The organism is Spiroplasma endosymbiont of Danaus chrysippus, assembly GCF_902809815.1.
Classification (GTDB): domain Bacteria; phylum Bacillota_I; class Bacilli_A; order Mycoplasmatales; family VBWQ01; genus Spiroplasma_E.
In genome coordinates this window covers 172,694-187,511 of the sequence record NZ_CADDIL010000001.1, presented here as the reverse complement: position 1 = coordinate 187,511, position 14,818 = coordinate 172,694, and the positions used below count along the sequence as shown (strand labels likewise).

20 protein-coding genes are annotated in these 14,818 nt (G+C 23.3%); 16 read left to right on the top strand and 4 right to left on the bottom strand.

Annotation, left to right across the window (positions count from 1 at the left end; genetic code table 4):
- Positions 1–183 precede the first annotated feature (183 nt).
- Entirely contained in the window at positions 184–1,119 is a 936-nt protein-coding gene (locus SPIRDC1_RS01065; RefSeq protein WP_174480100.1) for a rolling circle replication-associated protein, read from the bottom strand.
- A 194-nt stretch (positions 1,120–1,313) separates the two neighbouring features.
- Here SPIRDC1_RS01065 and SPIRDC1_RS01060 point away from each other — a divergent pair, with 194 nt between their 5' ends.
- The 8 genes from SPIRDC1_RS01060 (at position 1,314) to SPIRDC1_RS01025 (ending at position 4,387) form a co-directional block, all read left to right on the top strand.
- Complete coding sequence (locus tag SPIRDC1_RS01060) at positions 1,314–1,775, top strand: hypothetical protein (RefSeq protein ID WP_174480099.1); 462 nt, start codon at positions 1,314–1,316, stop codon at positions 1,773–1,775.
- Between the two features lie 82 nt (positions 1,776–1,857).
- Positions 1,858–2,130 carry an HMG-box domain-containing protein gene (locus SPIRDC1_RS01055; RefSeq protein WP_174480097.1) on the top strand — a complete coding sequence of 91 codons (273 nt, stop codon included), beginning with the start codon at positions 1,858–1,860 and terminating at the stop codon, positions 2,128–2,130.
- A gap of 146 nt (positions 2,131–2,276) precedes the next feature.
- Complete coding sequence (locus SPIRDC1_RS01050) at positions 2,277–2,663, top strand: hypothetical protein (protein ID WP_174480095.1); 387 nt, start codon at positions 2,277–2,279, stop codon at positions 2,661–2,663.
- A 12-nt stretch (positions 2,664–2,675) separates the two neighbouring features.
- The gene (locus SPIRDC1_RS01045) at positions 2,676–2,978 is read left to right on the top strand and encodes a hypothetical protein (RefSeq protein WP_174480094.1); all 303 of its coding nucleotides are present in this window, start codon (positions 2,676–2,678) and stop codon (positions 2,976–2,978) included.
- A 154-nt stretch (positions 2,979–3,132) separates the two neighbouring features.
- Positions 3,133–3,303, top strand: a complete 171-nt coding sequence (locus tag SPIRDC1_RS01040; protein WP_174480092.1) for a hypothetical protein — start codon at positions 3,133–3,135, stop codon at positions 3,301–3,303.
- 116 nt (positions 3,304–3,419) lie between these two features.
- Positions 3,420–3,668 carry a S1 RNA-binding domain-containing protein gene (locus SPIRDC1_RS01035; protein ID WP_174480091.1) on the top strand — a complete coding sequence of 83 codons (249 nt, stop codon included), beginning with the start codon at positions 3,420–3,422 and terminating at the stop codon, positions 3,666–3,668.
- A 14-nt stretch (positions 3,669–3,682) separates the two neighbouring features.
- Positions 3,683–4,162 (top strand): single-stranded DNA-binding protein, encoded by a 480-nt coding sequence (locus SPIRDC1_RS01030; RefSeq protein WP_174480090.1) that lies wholly within the window; start codon positions 3,683–3,685, stop codon positions 4,160–4,162.
- 39 nt (positions 4,163–4,201) lie between these two features.
- Positions 4,202–4,387, top strand: coding sequence for a hypothetical protein (locus SPIRDC1_RS01025; protein ID WP_174480088.1), 186 nt, complete (start codon positions 4,202–4,204; stop codon positions 4,385–4,387).
- Here SPIRDC1_RS01025 and SPIRDC1_RS01020 read toward each other — a convergent pair.
- Positions 4,384–5,379: an IS3 family transposase gene (locus SPIRDC1_RS01020; RefSeq protein WP_174480087.1), complete on the bottom strand. Its 996-nt coding sequence runs from the start codon at positions 5,377–5,379 to the stop codon at positions 4,384–4,386. The two genes, SPIRDC1_RS01025 and SPIRDC1_RS01020, sit on opposite strands and share 4 nt — an antisense overlap.
- A 529-nt stretch (positions 5,380–5,908) precedes the next feature.
- Here SPIRDC1_RS01020 and SPIRDC1_RS01015 point away from each other — a divergent pair.
- From SPIRDC1_RS01015 to SPIRDC1_RS00985, 7 genes are all read left to right on the top strand, one after another.
- Positions 5,909–6,208, top strand: a complete 300-nt coding sequence (locus tag SPIRDC1_RS01015; protein WP_174480085.1) for a hypothetical protein — start codon at positions 5,909–5,911, stop codon at positions 6,206–6,208.
- A 478-nt stretch (positions 6,209–6,686) separates the two neighbouring features.
- Complete coding sequence (locus SPIRDC1_RS01010) at positions 6,687–6,983, top strand: hypothetical protein (protein ID WP_174480084.1); 297 nt, start codon at positions 6,687–6,689, stop codon at positions 6,981–6,983.
- 2 nt (positions 6,984–6,985) lie between these two features.
- On the top strand, positions 6,986–7,150 hold the full coding sequence (locus tag SPIRDC1_RS01005; protein WP_174480082.1) for a hypothetical protein: 165 nt from the start codon (positions 6,986–6,988) through the stop codon (positions 7,148–7,150).
- The gene (locus SPIRDC1_RS01000; RefSeq protein WP_174480080.1) at positions 7,150–8,874 is read left to right on the top strand and encodes an Mbov_0396 family ICE element transmembrane protein; all 1,725 of its coding nucleotides are present in this window, start codon (positions 7,150–7,152) and stop codon (positions 8,872–8,874) included. Before SPIRDC1_RS01005 ends, SPIRDC1_RS01000 begins: the two co-directional genes overlap by 1 nt.
- An 11-nt stretch (positions 8,875–8,885) precedes the next feature.
- Entirely contained in the window at positions 8,886–10,373 is a 1,488-nt protein-coding gene (locus tag SPIRDC1_RS00995; RefSeq protein ID WP_174480079.1) for a TraC-like domain-containing protein, read from the top strand.
- 62 nt (positions 10,374–10,435) lie between these two features.
- Positions 10,436–11,053: a putative type IV secretion/conjugal transfer ATPase gene (locus SPIRDC1_RS00990; RefSeq protein WP_174480077.1), complete on the top strand. Its 618-nt coding sequence runs from the start codon at positions 10,436–10,438 to the stop codon at positions 11,051–11,053.
- 58 nt (positions 11,054–11,111) lie between these two features.
- A complete protein-coding gene (locus SPIRDC1_RS00985; protein ID WP_174479968.1) occupies positions 11,112–12,107 on the top strand; it encodes an IS3 family transposase in 996 nt (331 codons plus the stop codon).
- Here SPIRDC1_RS00985 and SPIRDC1_RS00980 read toward each other — a convergent pair.
- Both SPIRDC1_RS00980 and SPIRDC1_RS00975 read right to left on the bottom strand, forming a co-directional pair.
- Positions 12,104–12,343 carry a hypothetical protein gene (locus SPIRDC1_RS00980; protein WP_174480076.1) on the bottom strand — a complete coding sequence of 80 codons (240 nt, stop codon included), beginning with the start codon at positions 12,341–12,343 and terminating at the stop codon, positions 12,104–12,106. The genes SPIRDC1_RS00985 and SPIRDC1_RS00980 overlap by 4 nt on opposite strands.
- A gap of 523 nt (positions 12,344–12,866) precedes the next feature.
- Positions 12,867–13,295 carry a hypothetical protein gene (locus SPIRDC1_RS00975; protein ID WP_174480074.1) on the bottom strand — a complete coding sequence of 143 codons (429 nt, stop codon included), beginning with the start codon at positions 13,293–13,295 and terminating at the stop codon, positions 12,867–12,869.
- A 222-nt stretch (positions 13,296–13,517) separates the two neighbouring features.
- On the opposite strand from SPIRDC1_RS00975, the gene SPIRDC1_RS00970 reads away from it, so the two are divergent.
- Complete coding sequence (locus SPIRDC1_RS00970) at positions 13,518–14,756, top strand: IS256 family transposase (protein WP_174479940.1); 1,239 nt, start codon at positions 13,518–13,520, stop codon at positions 14,754–14,756.
- Positions 14,757–14,818 lie beyond the last annotated feature (62 nt).

The following is a 14,818-nucleotide window of genomic DNA, read 5'->3' as shown; positions in this document are numbered from 1 at the left end:
TAATTAAACTTATACTAATATATTACTAAATTTTATAAAAATATCAATAAATATACAAATAAAAAAAAGTAAGCATTCTTTAATTCCAGCCAAGAAAAATAAAAAATACTTACTATAAATTAAGTATAGCAAAACAACAAAAAAATACAAATATAGTATATATATTACTTGAAAAAATTTAAATTAATGTAAAACACGATTTTTTAAAAATATTTTTTCAATTTTAGTTTTATCAAAAACTTTATAAAGAAAATCTAAAACTTCATTTTTATTAAATTTATTTTTTAATCAATACCTAAATCGCAAACTTTCTAAACTAACATAATATTGAAAATCTTTAAAATAATCAATAACAGCAACATAATGATAACTTCCACCAATTAAATGAGTAACACCTTGTTCATTCGGTTTAGTTTTAAATAAATAAAATTCTTTTGCTTTTTCACATGCTTGTACTAATTCTTGTAAACTTAAAGTTTTAGTACCACGAACTACAAGCGGATTTTTACAATTTCTACTAAAAGAATATGCTTGAATACCAACATCTTTTTGATTTAAAGATTTAATATTTTCTTGTACTTTTGTTACATATTTACTTAAATACTTAACTACAAATTCATTTGTTGCTTTATGTACAACTTTTAAATCAATACCTTTATTATTACCAACGTGTGGTCATCATTTAGTTATCATACTATAAGGTATTTTACGATTAAATAATATATGAAAATGAACTGCACCACGTTTTTGATATTCATAAACATAAAAATATCTTAATTCACCCAAATGTTTAGAACGTTTAGGGTCATTTCATCAACGCTTTAAACTTTTAAAGAATAATTGTAAATCATGTTTTGCTTTTTTAATATCAGTTTCATTTTTATGATAAGTTAAAGTTAAAAAACTTAAAATTCTTGCATTATAAAAATTATGTAATGCTTTTTGAACTAATTTGCATTTAGTACGAACATTATTATTTCTTAACTTAGTAATATTACCAATATTCTTTACACCTAATTTATTTCTTTCATTTTTCAAAATATCAATAGGCAAAACAACATTTTTAACATAACAAGCATAAAAAATCTTTTTAACATAAAAATTATATGAAATATCCATTTATAAACATTCCTTGGCTGAAATTTCTATAAAAATAAAATTTGAATGATTTATAAATAAATATAAATCTTTATATATCTTATCATAGAAAATAAAAAAAGTATCAAACTTTACACTTGCGGTGAAAAATGATACTTAACAAATTAGTTATATAATTAATTTATCAACAAGTCAAGTTAGAAAAGTGGAAAATTATGCAACAAAAATATTGATGAAAATTACAAAAGGGAATGGGAATTCGTGTAAAAATTATTGATGATACTGATAAAGAAACAGGTAAACAAAAGTATCGTCCAGCAATAGTTATTAAGTCTTATCCAAGTCATGTGAAAGTGCAATTAATGACTACTGAACCAAGTAATCATGATTATTTCCAAACTAAAATTGATAATCAAATTCAATATATAAGATCAATTTATTATAGAACCATTAAATTTAATGAAATTACCGATATTTGAAAAGATAAATTTAATAAGATAATTTCTATTAATAAAACAAGTAAATTATTTCAAAAAATCGTAGAAATGAAATGCAAAGAAATTTTTGAAATAAATATAGATTTAGAAAAAAATAAATATCAAGAGAAAGAAATTCAGGAACTTAAAAAGCAAATTTGTGTGCAAGCCTTAAAGTTAAAAAATCGTAATCGTGGATAGATTTTATTTAAAAATAAGTATATAAAAAACTAATTTTTAAATCATGTAAAATTATAGTAAGAAAATTTAGGGGGTTATTTATATGCCAAAAACACTTAAAAATCAGAAAATTAAAAGAACTCAAAAGATAAAAGATGTTAATGCTCCAAAACAACCAATGAATGCTTATTTCTTTTATCTTAAAGATAAGCGAAGCGATTTTAAAGCGACTCATCCTGATTTAAAATCAACTGAAATTGTTAAATCTTTAAATAAACAATGAATTGAATTAGACATAACTGAAAAAGAAAAATATCAAGCGTTAGCTAATGCGGATAAAGAACGATATTTGCTTGCTAAAACTAGCAAAAAATAAAGGATTAAAAAAGAAACTAAAGTTGTAATTATTCCAAAGATAATTTTATTTAATATTATTTTTAAAATAAAATTTACAAATAAATCAAATATTTTTGAGAACATACATATTCCTACCTTATTTTGATATTAACAGTAATTCAAGAAATGTTGGAAGAAACTGGCATTAATATTAAAAATTCAAAAGTCAAAATTCATTATTTAAGTAAACACTATGCCAATAAATTAAGTACAAAATTATGATATTTTTATGGCATTGATTTAACTAAGTTGAATTTAGATTTAAGAAAAACATACAAAGGTACTGGTGATAATACCATTGGTCAAAAAGAAATTAGTGCAAGATTTGTAAGCCATAAAAAATTAAACAAATCAAATGATGCTTTAAGCTTAGCTACTTATGGAAAATTAAACTTAAAAAATCTTATTAGTTTTGATAACAACATAAATCAAAAATTAGATATGATTTTACAAATTTTAAATGAACAAAAAAGTAGTAATAATAATTATGATCAAAATTCATGAAAAGATTAGGGGGATAAAATTATGCAATTAACAAGTAAAGAACAAGAACTTTTATCAACTTATCAAAAATGATTAAAGGAGAATAATTTAAGTGGTAATTGTAATGCTTATTTTATTTCTAAAACTTCGATGTTGGTATTTCAAGTGTGAGATTTGCAAGAAATAATTAGTGAAACCATTTGATTAAAAACTAACAATCAAGAATGACAGTTTTATATTAAAAATTTAGGTGAAAAATTTAATAAAGATTTTTCACTAAAAGAAATTTTGAAAATGGAAAAAGATTTTGTTTTGAAAACTTTTAAAGAAAAGCAGAATTTGTAAACAATGTGGAACAATGTATAATAATATAGTGTTTTAACAAATATAAAGCGTTGAATTTAAGAATATGAATATAAAACCATTCGTATTCTTAAACCTCGCTAAAAACAGCAAATATGAACCAAATAAAGACATATCAATTTAGGTGGTGGTTTTTGTGCAAAAAGTAGATGGTAAAGATATAGCGTGATTATTACGTTGTAAAAAGTGTTCTAAAACTTTGAAAATTAAAGATGTTAAAGAAACCATTACTGGTGATTTTAAAATGTGTGATAAGCATTTAGAAATGATAGAAAAAAAGTATAATAAAACCTGAAATGTCAATTAAAAAATAATATTCAAAAAACGTTGAATTTATATTTTTTTTCTATATTTAATATAGAAAATATGATATAATTAACATATAAATATTTAGATAATTTTATCAATAAAGGAGAATAAAAAATGGAACAAATAGGGTTTAAAGTTGGAGAGATTATTGAAGTAACTGTTGCAAATTTTGGTGTTTTTTGTAAATGTCCAAATAATTATAAGGGATTAATACATGTTTCTAATGTAAGCAACAGTTTTGTAAATAATGTAGAAGATTATTTTTTAATTGGTGAAGTCATCAAATTTGAAATTATTAGCATTGATAATGATAATAAAAAACTTTCATTAAGTACTAAAAATTTAAATATAGACAAAAAATAACGAGAACGAATAATATGAACAAAGTTATATTAATAGGTAGACTTGCTCGTGATTTAAAATTATATAAAACTCAAAGTGAAAAACCTTTTACTTTTTTTACCATTGCAGTTAATAATATTTCAAATCAAGCTGATTTTATTTCTTGTGTTGCATGAAATAAAGTTGCTGAAAAAATGTGTGAATATTTAGGTAAAGGTTCTTTAATATCGTTATCAGGAAGACTGTCAGTAAGAAAAATAATAAATCAAGATAGAAAAGAACAATATATTACTGAAGTAGTTGTTGAAAATGTTACTTTTTTAGATTATCGCAAACAAGAAAATAATTTAAATAATGCTAATATTGAAAATGCAGCATTAGCAACTGATAAGAAAATTGATTTAGATAGTGCTTTTAAAAATATTAATTACAATTTAAATAATTCAAGAATTGAAAATATATATGAAAATAATGATTTGGATTTTAATGAAGAAGTTATTGTTTGAGATAATTAATTGTGTTAAATAATTATAAATTAAAGGAGAACAAATAATATGAAAAAATTACTAAGTACAATCACTCTTAGTGCATTAGTAGGTACAAGTGCAGGTAATTTAAAACCACTGTTTACAAATAGTGTTGTAAGTCATGGTTTTAAATCAAATAAAAATTTAACTATGATTAATAGTCCATGGTGGTTAGCCCTAAATACTGGACCACTTTTGGATAGACAGTTTTAAATTTTTATTTGTGAAATTGGTGGTTTTAGAAATTTAGAATGTATTCTTTCGTAATTATAAAACATAATATATTGGTTTACATCATTTATAGCTTCATTGAGAGAAAAATATTGATTTGAACCTTTAGGTAGTCATTCTTGAGATAAATGAGAAAATCAGTTTTCAGATATTACATTGCCACCAATATCATAAGGTTGTTTTTTGCTTAAAATTATTTGCTTATCAGCAGCTCAATTTGTGATGTCTTGACAATAAAATTCGTTGGCGTTATCTGAGTGTAAAATAACGTTTTTTACTTGGTTTCAAGAGAATTGTTGATTTATTTTTTCAAGTGCAGGAAGAATTAAATCTTGATAGGATTTGTTTGAACATGTATTATAGCTTACAATATTATTTGAATAAAAATCAATAATTACAAAAAGATATAATCAACCTTCTTTAGTATTTATTTGTTTAGTGTCCATTGATCAAATTTGATTTGAAGAGGTTGTACTTTTATAATCTTTGTTTACTTTATCCATTGTAGGTATTCACTTATTTGAATTTTTTTTGTTTTTAGGATAGTTATTTTTAGTTTGTTTTAATCCTTGAAGATTGTGATCTTTCATAATTTTTCGCATTTGTTTTGTTGATAATTCTAGATTTAAAATAATATGTTTGTATTGTTTTAATCATTCTTTAAATGCTGAAAAAATTCGTAAATAGCCATAAATTTGTCCTTTTCTTGTAAAATGAAATTCAAGTAAAAGTTGGCATAATTCTTGATATTTATGTGTACAATTACTAATTTGATTTTTTTCTTTTTTAATAGGGTTTTGTTTGTTTTTTACAAAATAATATGTTGATCGGTTTAGTTGAAGATGTTGGCAAAGATATCTAATTGAATATTGGTTTTTGCTATCATCAATAATTTGAATTTTTTGTTTGATATTTAACTTGTTAATTACTAATGCTATTTGTTTAATTTTATCCATTATTAAAAATCCTTTCATGTCAAAATTAGTGTTAATTGTATAACACAATTGTTTTTCGAATACATTCAAGTTTTTTTTAAATTAATGGTCTAGTAAAAAGGGCTAAGTAGCAAGTAGCAAGTAGCATTTAAATCCTAAAAAAATAAATATCCAAATTTTAATAAATATGATCTAAGTTCTTTTTTAATTATTCAAAATCAATTTAAAGAAAATAAAAAATACATTATCACTTCAAATTATGATGATATTTTTTATAATAAAAATGAATTTTTAAATGGAAAAAAAGAATATATATTCTTTTATCAAGTAAAGATATTTTTGAAAATCATAAAAAAATTAGAGATGATTTTCCTTTTTGTAAACAGAAAAAATTAATTAAAACATTATTAGATGATTTATTTTTTTGATTTGATAAAAATCCTAAAAAAATAATTAATGATGTATCAGAAGTAAGTTATGATATTGAATTAAGAAAAAATTAGAAAAAATACGTTATTTTTTAGATGAACAAGATTGAAGTAATTATTTTTTTAATTTACAAAAATTAATGCATGAACAAATTATTAAATTTTTAGGGTGAAATAAAGAATTAAAATATGATTTATACAATAAAATTTTAAGAAAAAAATTAAGTATTTTATTATGTAAAGAAAAAGTAGATAAATATTTGCAATTTATTGAATTATTAAATATTTATAGAAATACAATTTCTAAAGCAGCTCCTTTATTACGAAATATTAATCAACAAATATTAAATAATTGAAATAATTATTCAACATCTGATAAAAAAGATACTGCGTTTGAACTTTACTATAGTTTAATTAAATTTATAGATGTTTGTTATTAACTTGTTAAAATATGAAAATAGATTATAACATAACTATAAATTTCAAAAGTATAAAAAATGCAGTTAGCGATACGTCAATATCCTAACTGCTGACAGGTTCACCAAAATGTAAATGCACAACCTGCACTATAATTATATATTTTATTATAATTATTTGCAATTGAAATTACGTTTTATATAAAAATAAAAGAACCTGTTGGGTTCTTTTTTGTTTTTTAAGTTTATAAAAATAAATAAACTGTCGTAGAAGCCAAATGGTGAGTACTTTATGTAAATGCTTCTATATTAGGATAAAAGAGTTATTTAAGAATGTTAATAGAATTGTTGTTGTATGAAATTGAGATTAATTTTGCATAGAAATACACAACCACAAACCCTGTTTTATTTTCTGTTTTTAAATAATTGCACCAAAGGGGGTTATGTATAACATACATAACTCATCAAATATATATTATCACAAATGAAAATAAAACAAATAATGGAAGGAATGATAGATATGATGTTTTCTATATTTAATTTATTATCAAGTGTTGATCCACAAACTCAACAGTTATTAAACAATTTAATGGAAGTACTATTACCAATTTTATATGCCATTGGTGGTTGTGGTTTAGCATTTAGTACTATCAAGTATGCTTTTAAAATTCATAGTGATCCCGAAAATAAAGGGGAATATTTAAGACACATGGTTTGAAGTGTTTTAGGTTGTGCTTTGATTTTAATGTCATCAGGTATTGCTCATATTATTTTTGCAAGAATGATAGGTTTATTGTAATTATGAAGTGTAATGAATGTTGAAGAAAATCAAGTTGAAGTATGAAAACAATGCTTTATGGCAATACTTTTTATAAACATATTTGTAGCTATCATTTTATTGAAGAGGCAAATTTATTATTAGATATTAAAGAAAATCTAAAAGAAAATTTAGGTGGTGAAAGTTAATGCAATTTATGTTTAATGATTTTTTAGGAATTAAAACAGCTTTTTTTCAAATACTTTATAACATTTTTGTGAAAGGTCCTTTATACATTGTTCATGGTCTTGGTGATGCAATTACTTATTTATCTCGTCAAAAAATTGTTGATAAAATTTTTGGAACTAATAGTCATTTTTTAAATATGCCTCCACAATTTTTGATTTTTTTAGCAATAGCAATTATGCTGATTGTGTTGTTTGCTGGGGGAGTTATATTGCATGCTATGGTTCATCAAAATATACGTAGTGAAATTGCTGGTATTGCAAATCGTACCATAATTGTTATTTTGTTATTACTTTTAATTCCTTTATTTTTTTGAGTCATTAATTTTACAGTTATTTCAATAACTCATATTATTATGCCTGAGTTTGTTCATGGAGAAAAATTAGGTAATATGGTTGGTGCATTAGGTTTTACTGATGGATTAAATCATCAAGATTGACATTATGATGTAGGATATCCCGATATGGAAAACTACAATTTGTTTTTGGGTACACTTGGTAGTTTCTTTTGTATGATTATTTTTTTCTATTTAGGTTTAAGTTTAATTCAAAGAATTTTTGATTTGTTTTTATTATATATAACTTCACCACTTGTTTTTTCAACTGCTACAAGTGGTGTTAAATGACAAAAAATAAATTTATGAAAAGACTTAGTAATTGGAAGATTTATTTCTTCACTTGGAATTGTTTTGAGTTTAACTTTGTTTATAAATTTAAAGCCTTTAATGTTAAACGCTGGTAATGAAGTAAGTGATAGTTGAATAGGTCAGTCAACATTTAAATTGTTATTTATCACTGGTGGAGCTGTTGCTACATATAACTCGCAAATGTTGTTTGCTTCAATGGTTGGTCAAACAGTTGGTATTATGGAGGGAATGCGCATGTTAACAACAATGAAAGCTGAAAGTAGTGGTTTAAAAGCAGGAACCATTGGTATGTTTGGTCTTGGTAAAAGCCTACTTATTGGAAAAAGAAAAATGCTAGGTAAAAATCAAGATGGAGAAAGTAGTGGGGTTTTAAATAGATTGCAAAGTGGTGGACTTGCAAAATTCGCCAAGTTTAGCACCAAAGCAACTGTTGGTAGTGTTTTAGCAACTGCTGGATTTATTGGCGGAACCGTTGCCACATATAAAACATTTGGAGCAAAGGGTAGTTTAAAAAGAGCAAGTAAACATGCAATTTTAAATCCTACTAAAAAACTAGCAAGTATTGTTAAGTCAAAAAGTTCACAACAATATGCAAAAGGTACATCAAAACATGAATCACATAATTTAAAACAACAGTTTAAAAACAACTTAAAAGACATGCAACCATTTAAAACAGTTGGTGCAATGGAAAAACCAATTGTTGGTGAAACTACTAGTGCCAAAAAATCTGTTATTCATGGAACGACCGCACGATATACAAATAAACCCCGTAGTGAAGTTGACCAAGAAATTGTTAATCAATATTTTGAAAATGGTCAACCAAATTGATATGACAATCAATCTAAAAATAATACCGAAAAAACAAAAAGTGATTGATTTGATACCAAAAGTTTAAGTAAAAAACTTATGATTGGTATTAAAAATCAAACTAACACCACTAAATCAAGCACTGACTGAACGAAAAATGAATTAAATGACTGAAAAAAAACTAAAAAATCAATAAGTAAAAATAAATATCAATATAAGAAAAACAAAAAATAAGGAGAATTAAAATGGAAAAAGTAAATTTACCAAAAAGTACTAAAAAAATTCACTATCAAATTTTTCGGGGCATAAATCTAACTGATTTATTAATATTATTGATTTTTATAAGTATTTCTATTTCAATAGCATTTTTATTGTCGATTAATGTTTATTTAAAATTTTCTTTAAGTTTAATAATAATTGGACTTGGTTTTGTTTGTATTCAAAAATTCAAAAATGAAACAAGAGCGTATGAAATGATTATTCGTGCTTTTAAATATTTAGCAATTATGGGTAAAAGTTCAACTATAAATTTAAATCCTAATTTTGAATTAGAAAATGATAAAAACATTGTTAAATTTAAATATTTAAAAGACAATCTTTTTATGTCCGGTATTAAATTAGAAACAATAAATTTAACTTTATTAAATGAATCTCAACAAGCAACAGTGCTTGCTGATTTTGCTGATTTATTAAAAACAATTACAATGCCATGTAAAATCATAAAAACAAATCAAAATTATGATTTTATAGAACAAATTAATAATTTAAAATCACAAAAAACAAAAAGAAGTAGTAATGAAAATAATTATTTAATTGATTTACAAATTGAACAATTACAATCAATTCAAAAAACAAAATTATTAACTACACCATCAGTTTATATTGTTTTTTGTAGTGAAAATAAAGAAAATACATTATCACAATTAAAATCATTAATTTCTAATAACTCATTTAGTAGTTTAAATATAAAAAAACTATTACAAGATGAAATTAATATTTTTTGAAATAATTTTACATTTAATAACGAAAATATAAAAACAAATTATTCAAATTTTCAAGGAAGAAATGAAAAAGTATTTGTATGAGCTATTAATGATTTGCCAAAACAAATAAATTATTTTTGATTAAATAAATTGTTTGATTTAAGTAATGTAAATATTTGTATTAATTTAAATCCTATTAATAAACAAAAAGCAAAAAAACAATTAGATAATGCTTTAAGTAAAATTAAAATGAATGAACAATATGCTTTAACTCCAAGTCAAAAAAGTGAATCAGAACAGTATTACAATGCTTTTTTAGATCAACAACAAGCAATTATTGATGATGTTGATTTTTTAAAAGATATGTCAATATTCATTATTGCTTATGGAAATAAAAAAACACTAAATAATACTAAAAGGCAATTAATTGATTTAGCAAGTACTATTAGTTGAAAATATGAAACTTTATTATTTCTACAACAAGATAGTCTTTTAGCAAGTTATACATGAACAAATCATATTGCCAAAATAACTGATATTGAAATGACATGTGATATTTTTGCAACAAGTTTTCTGATTCCTGATATGCCACTTAAAGATGAACAAGGATTTTTACTTGCTGAAACTAATTCCGGAAAACCAGTAATTTGAAATTTATTTAAAAAAAATTCTCAACGCATAAATCATAATATGGTTATTTTAGGAGAAAGTGGAAGTGGAAAATCATTTACTGCTAAAAAATTCTTTTAAATCAGGCATATCAAAATAATCGAAAAATATTTATTTTAGATCCTGAACGTGAATTTAGTAATTTGACTAATTACTTAAATGGACAAGTTGTTAATGGTTCAGGTGCCAAAGGAAATATTATAAATCCACTAGAAATTTATAAATTAGACAATAGTCATGATAATGCAGATACATTTAATAGTCAACTATCATTATTAGAAGCATTTTTTGTTATGTTATATCCAAATTTAAATGATGATGACATAACTACAAACTTATTAATAGAATTGATTAAAGAAGTATATTTTCAAAAAAATATTTTACCAAGTACTAATTTTGAAAAATTAAAAGCAACAGATTATCCAAAATTTACTGATTTATATAATTTAATTTGTCAAAAAATTAAAGATGAAAAATCATCAGCAAATATTTTAAAGTTAGATAATTTAAAATCAAAGTTAACAGCTTTAACACAAGGTACATATGCTAAATATTGAAATTGCCATACTAAATTTCAATGAAGCAAAACAAATATAGTTTGTTTTGATTTAAGAGAACTTTTTGAAAACAGCAATAAAAAAATAATCAATTTACAAATGATGTTGATTTTACGAATGCTAGGAATTGAACTTTCATCAGTTCAGTCATACAACGAAAATGCTACTTGCTACTTAGCCCTTTTTACTAGACCATTAATTTAAAAAAAACTTGAATGTATTCGAAAAACAATTGTGTTATACAATTAACACTAATTTTGACATGAAAGGATTTTTAATAATGGATAAAATTAAACAAATAGCATTAGTAATTAACAAGTTAAATATCAAACAAAAAATTCAAATTATTGATGATAGCAAAAACCAATATTCAATTAGATATCTTTGCCAACATCTTCAACTAAACCGATCAACATATTATTTTGTAAAAAACAAACAAAACCCTATTAAAAAAGAAAAAAATCAAATTAGTAATTGTACACATAAATATCAAGAATTATGCCAACTTTTACTTGAATTTCATTTTACAAGAAAAGGACAAATTTATGGCTATTTACGAATTTTTTCAGCATTTAAAGAATGATTAAAACAATACAAACATATTATTTTAAATCTAGAATTATCAACAAAACAAATGCGAAAAATTATGAAAGATCACAATCTTCAAGGATTAAAACAAACTAAAAATAACTATCCTAAAAACAAAAAAAATCCAAATAAGTGAATACCTACAATGGATAAAGTAAACAAAGATTATAAAAGTACAACCTCTTCAAATCAAATTTGATCAATGGACACTAAACAAATAAATACTAAAGAAGGTTGATTATATCTTTTTGTAATTATTGATTTTTATTCAAATAATATTGTAAGCTATAATACATGTTCAAACAAATCCTATCAAGATTTAATCCTTCCTGCACTTGAAAAAATAAATCAACAATTCTCTTGAAACCAAGTAAAAAACGTTATTTTACACTCAGATAACGCCAACGAATTTTATTGTCAAGACATCACAAATTGAGCTGCTGATAAGCAAATAATTTTAAGCAAAAAACAACCTTATGATATTGGTGGCAATGTAATATCTGAAAACTGATTTTCTCATTTATCTCAAGAATGACTACCTAAAGGTTCAAATCAATATTTTTCTCTCAATGAAGCTATAAATGATGTAAACCAATATATTATGTTTTATAATTACGAAAGAATACATTCTAAATTTCTAAAACCACCAATTTCACAAATAAAAATTTAAAACTGTCTATCCAAAAGTGGTCCAGTATTTAGGGCTAACCACCGGATAACCACCCTAATAATAGGAATTATTAAAAATTTTTGATCAGGAGTTTGTGTTCAAATGATAACTGTTTCAACTTTGCAACTATTACAATATTGATAATTACAATTTATATTTTCACATCTAGTTTCGTTAGTTGTTTTTGTTAATGGCACATTGGCAAAATAAATGCCACAATTTATAATATTCTGCATTTAATAAACCTCATTTTCTAAAGTTTTAATAATACTTTTACTATAAACAAACTTAATTACCATAAAAGAGTAAATTTGACCTTAAACTTAATACTTTTAAATTATAATGATATAAATTTTAAAATGTTTTTAATTATTAGTCTGTATAAATTTTGGTTTAAGGGTAAGTGGGAATATTAATTTATGAAATTGGAATAGATATTAAATTGAGTTTTTAAACTAAATTAAAGACTCATATCAATAAATTAAAATACAAAACCCTTACATGAAAATTACTCATATAAGGGCATAAAGCCAAATTTACAATTTTAAATTAATTAAACTGATGTTTTGTCCTAAAATTTTAGGACAAATATAATAATAACAAATTTAAACCAAATTACAATAGAATCTCATACTGTATATAAATATATTTTGCTTTATCATCATTATAAATTATTATTAATGCTTTAATTAATTTTATAATATAAATATTATTTAATTAATTAAAATTCATAAACAAATTATTCACTTCATTATTCTTTTAAAAATAATCATAACTTATTGTTTGTTGAATTTCATTCATATTTCCTTCATTTCCAATATAATTTAAAACAAACTTTGTATTATTATCTACAACAACTGCATTTGGATTTTGGTCACTATGATAATAATCTTTTCCATTTATATGAAAATCGACATGACTTTTTATATCAGTTAATTCTATATATTTTAATTTTAAAGGATCACTAAAAGCAATAATCACATTTTTTTCAAAAGTTTTAGTTATTGTTTTCCCCTTATTAGCAAAAATAGGAACTTCAATAATATTAATTGACTGTACTACATTATTTAAATTATAAATTTCAATTAAATTAGATTTTTTTACATATGAATTTAATAATGAAGAACTTGATAATATTGCCGATGTTGATAATGCCAATGTTGTTAAAATAGACAAATATTTTTTCATAAATAACACCTCTTTTTAATAACTTCTTAAATTTAAAAAGTTGCATATATCTTAAACTGTTTTAAAAAAAAACAATAAAAAATAAGAAAAAAAATAAACTATTTACCAACTTATTTGTAATAAAATTGGGAATGTTTAGTAATCTGTGTGACTTACAAAAATAACTATGTTTAATTAATTCTAGTAAATATAATTTATATATCTAGAAAGAGTGAGTTACAGATGGCTAAAAAAGATAATCTTAATAACAATGATCCAATATCAAAAGCAGTAGATTTATTATTAGAAAATACTGAGGATTTAACAACAGTTTTTAAAGAGGGAGGCTTATATAAAGAATTAACTAAACGATTGGTAGAAAAAATGTTGAATTCTGAGATGCAAAATTATTTAGGACACGAAAGAAATCAACGCAGTAATAATGACAATGTTCGTAATGGTACAACATCAAAAAAATTAATAACTCAACAAGGTAAAATTGAAATTGATGTACCAAGAGATCGTAATAGTAATTTTGAACCAGTAATAATCACAAAAAGACAGAGAAGATTTGATGGTTTTGATCAACAAGTTCTTTCACTATATGCAAAAGGTATGACTTTATCAGATATTAGAATGCAGTTGCAAGAGTTATATGATGGCGCAGATATTAGCGAAAGCGTAATTAGTCAAATTACTGATGATGTCATTGATGATGTCAAAGCATGGCAAAATCGTCCATTAGATAGTGTTTATCCAATCATTTATTTTGATTGTATCGTAGTTAAAGTACGTCAGGATAAACGTATTATTAACAAATCAGTTTATATAGCTTTAGGAGTTGATTTAGAAGGTAAAAAAGATGTTTTAGGTTTATGAATTAGTGAAAATGAAGGTGCTAAATTCTGATTAAATAATTTTACAGAAATGAAAAATCGAGGCTTAAATGATATTCTTATTGCTTGTAGTGATAATTTAACAGGCATGTCAGAGGCAATACAATCAGTTTATCCTAAAACTGAACATCAATTATGCATAGTTCATCAAATTAGAAATAGCTTAAAATATGTTTCATACAAACATCGAAAGTCTCTAGTTATCGATTTAAAGCCAATTTATACAGCATGTAGTGAAGAACAAGCAATGCAAGCTTTAGAATCATTTGAAAGTAAATGAAATAAACAATATCCACAAATTGCTAAATCTTGATATAAAAATTGAGAAAATTTAATGGTTTTTATTAGTTATCCAGCAGAAATTAAAAGGGTAATTTATACTACAAATGCTATTGAATCTGTTAATAGCCAATTACGAAAAGTTATTAGAAATAAAAAAGTTTTTCCTAATGATATGGCAGTTTTTAAAATTTTTTACTTAGCAATTGAAAATATCACAAAAAAATGAACATTGCCTATTCAAAATTGAAATACAGCAATTGCTCATTTTATGATAAAATTTGAAGACAGAATTAATCTGAACTAGTACTTTGTAAAACAAAGAAACACAGATTACTAAAAAGCCTCATAAAATTAAATAAGTTTTAT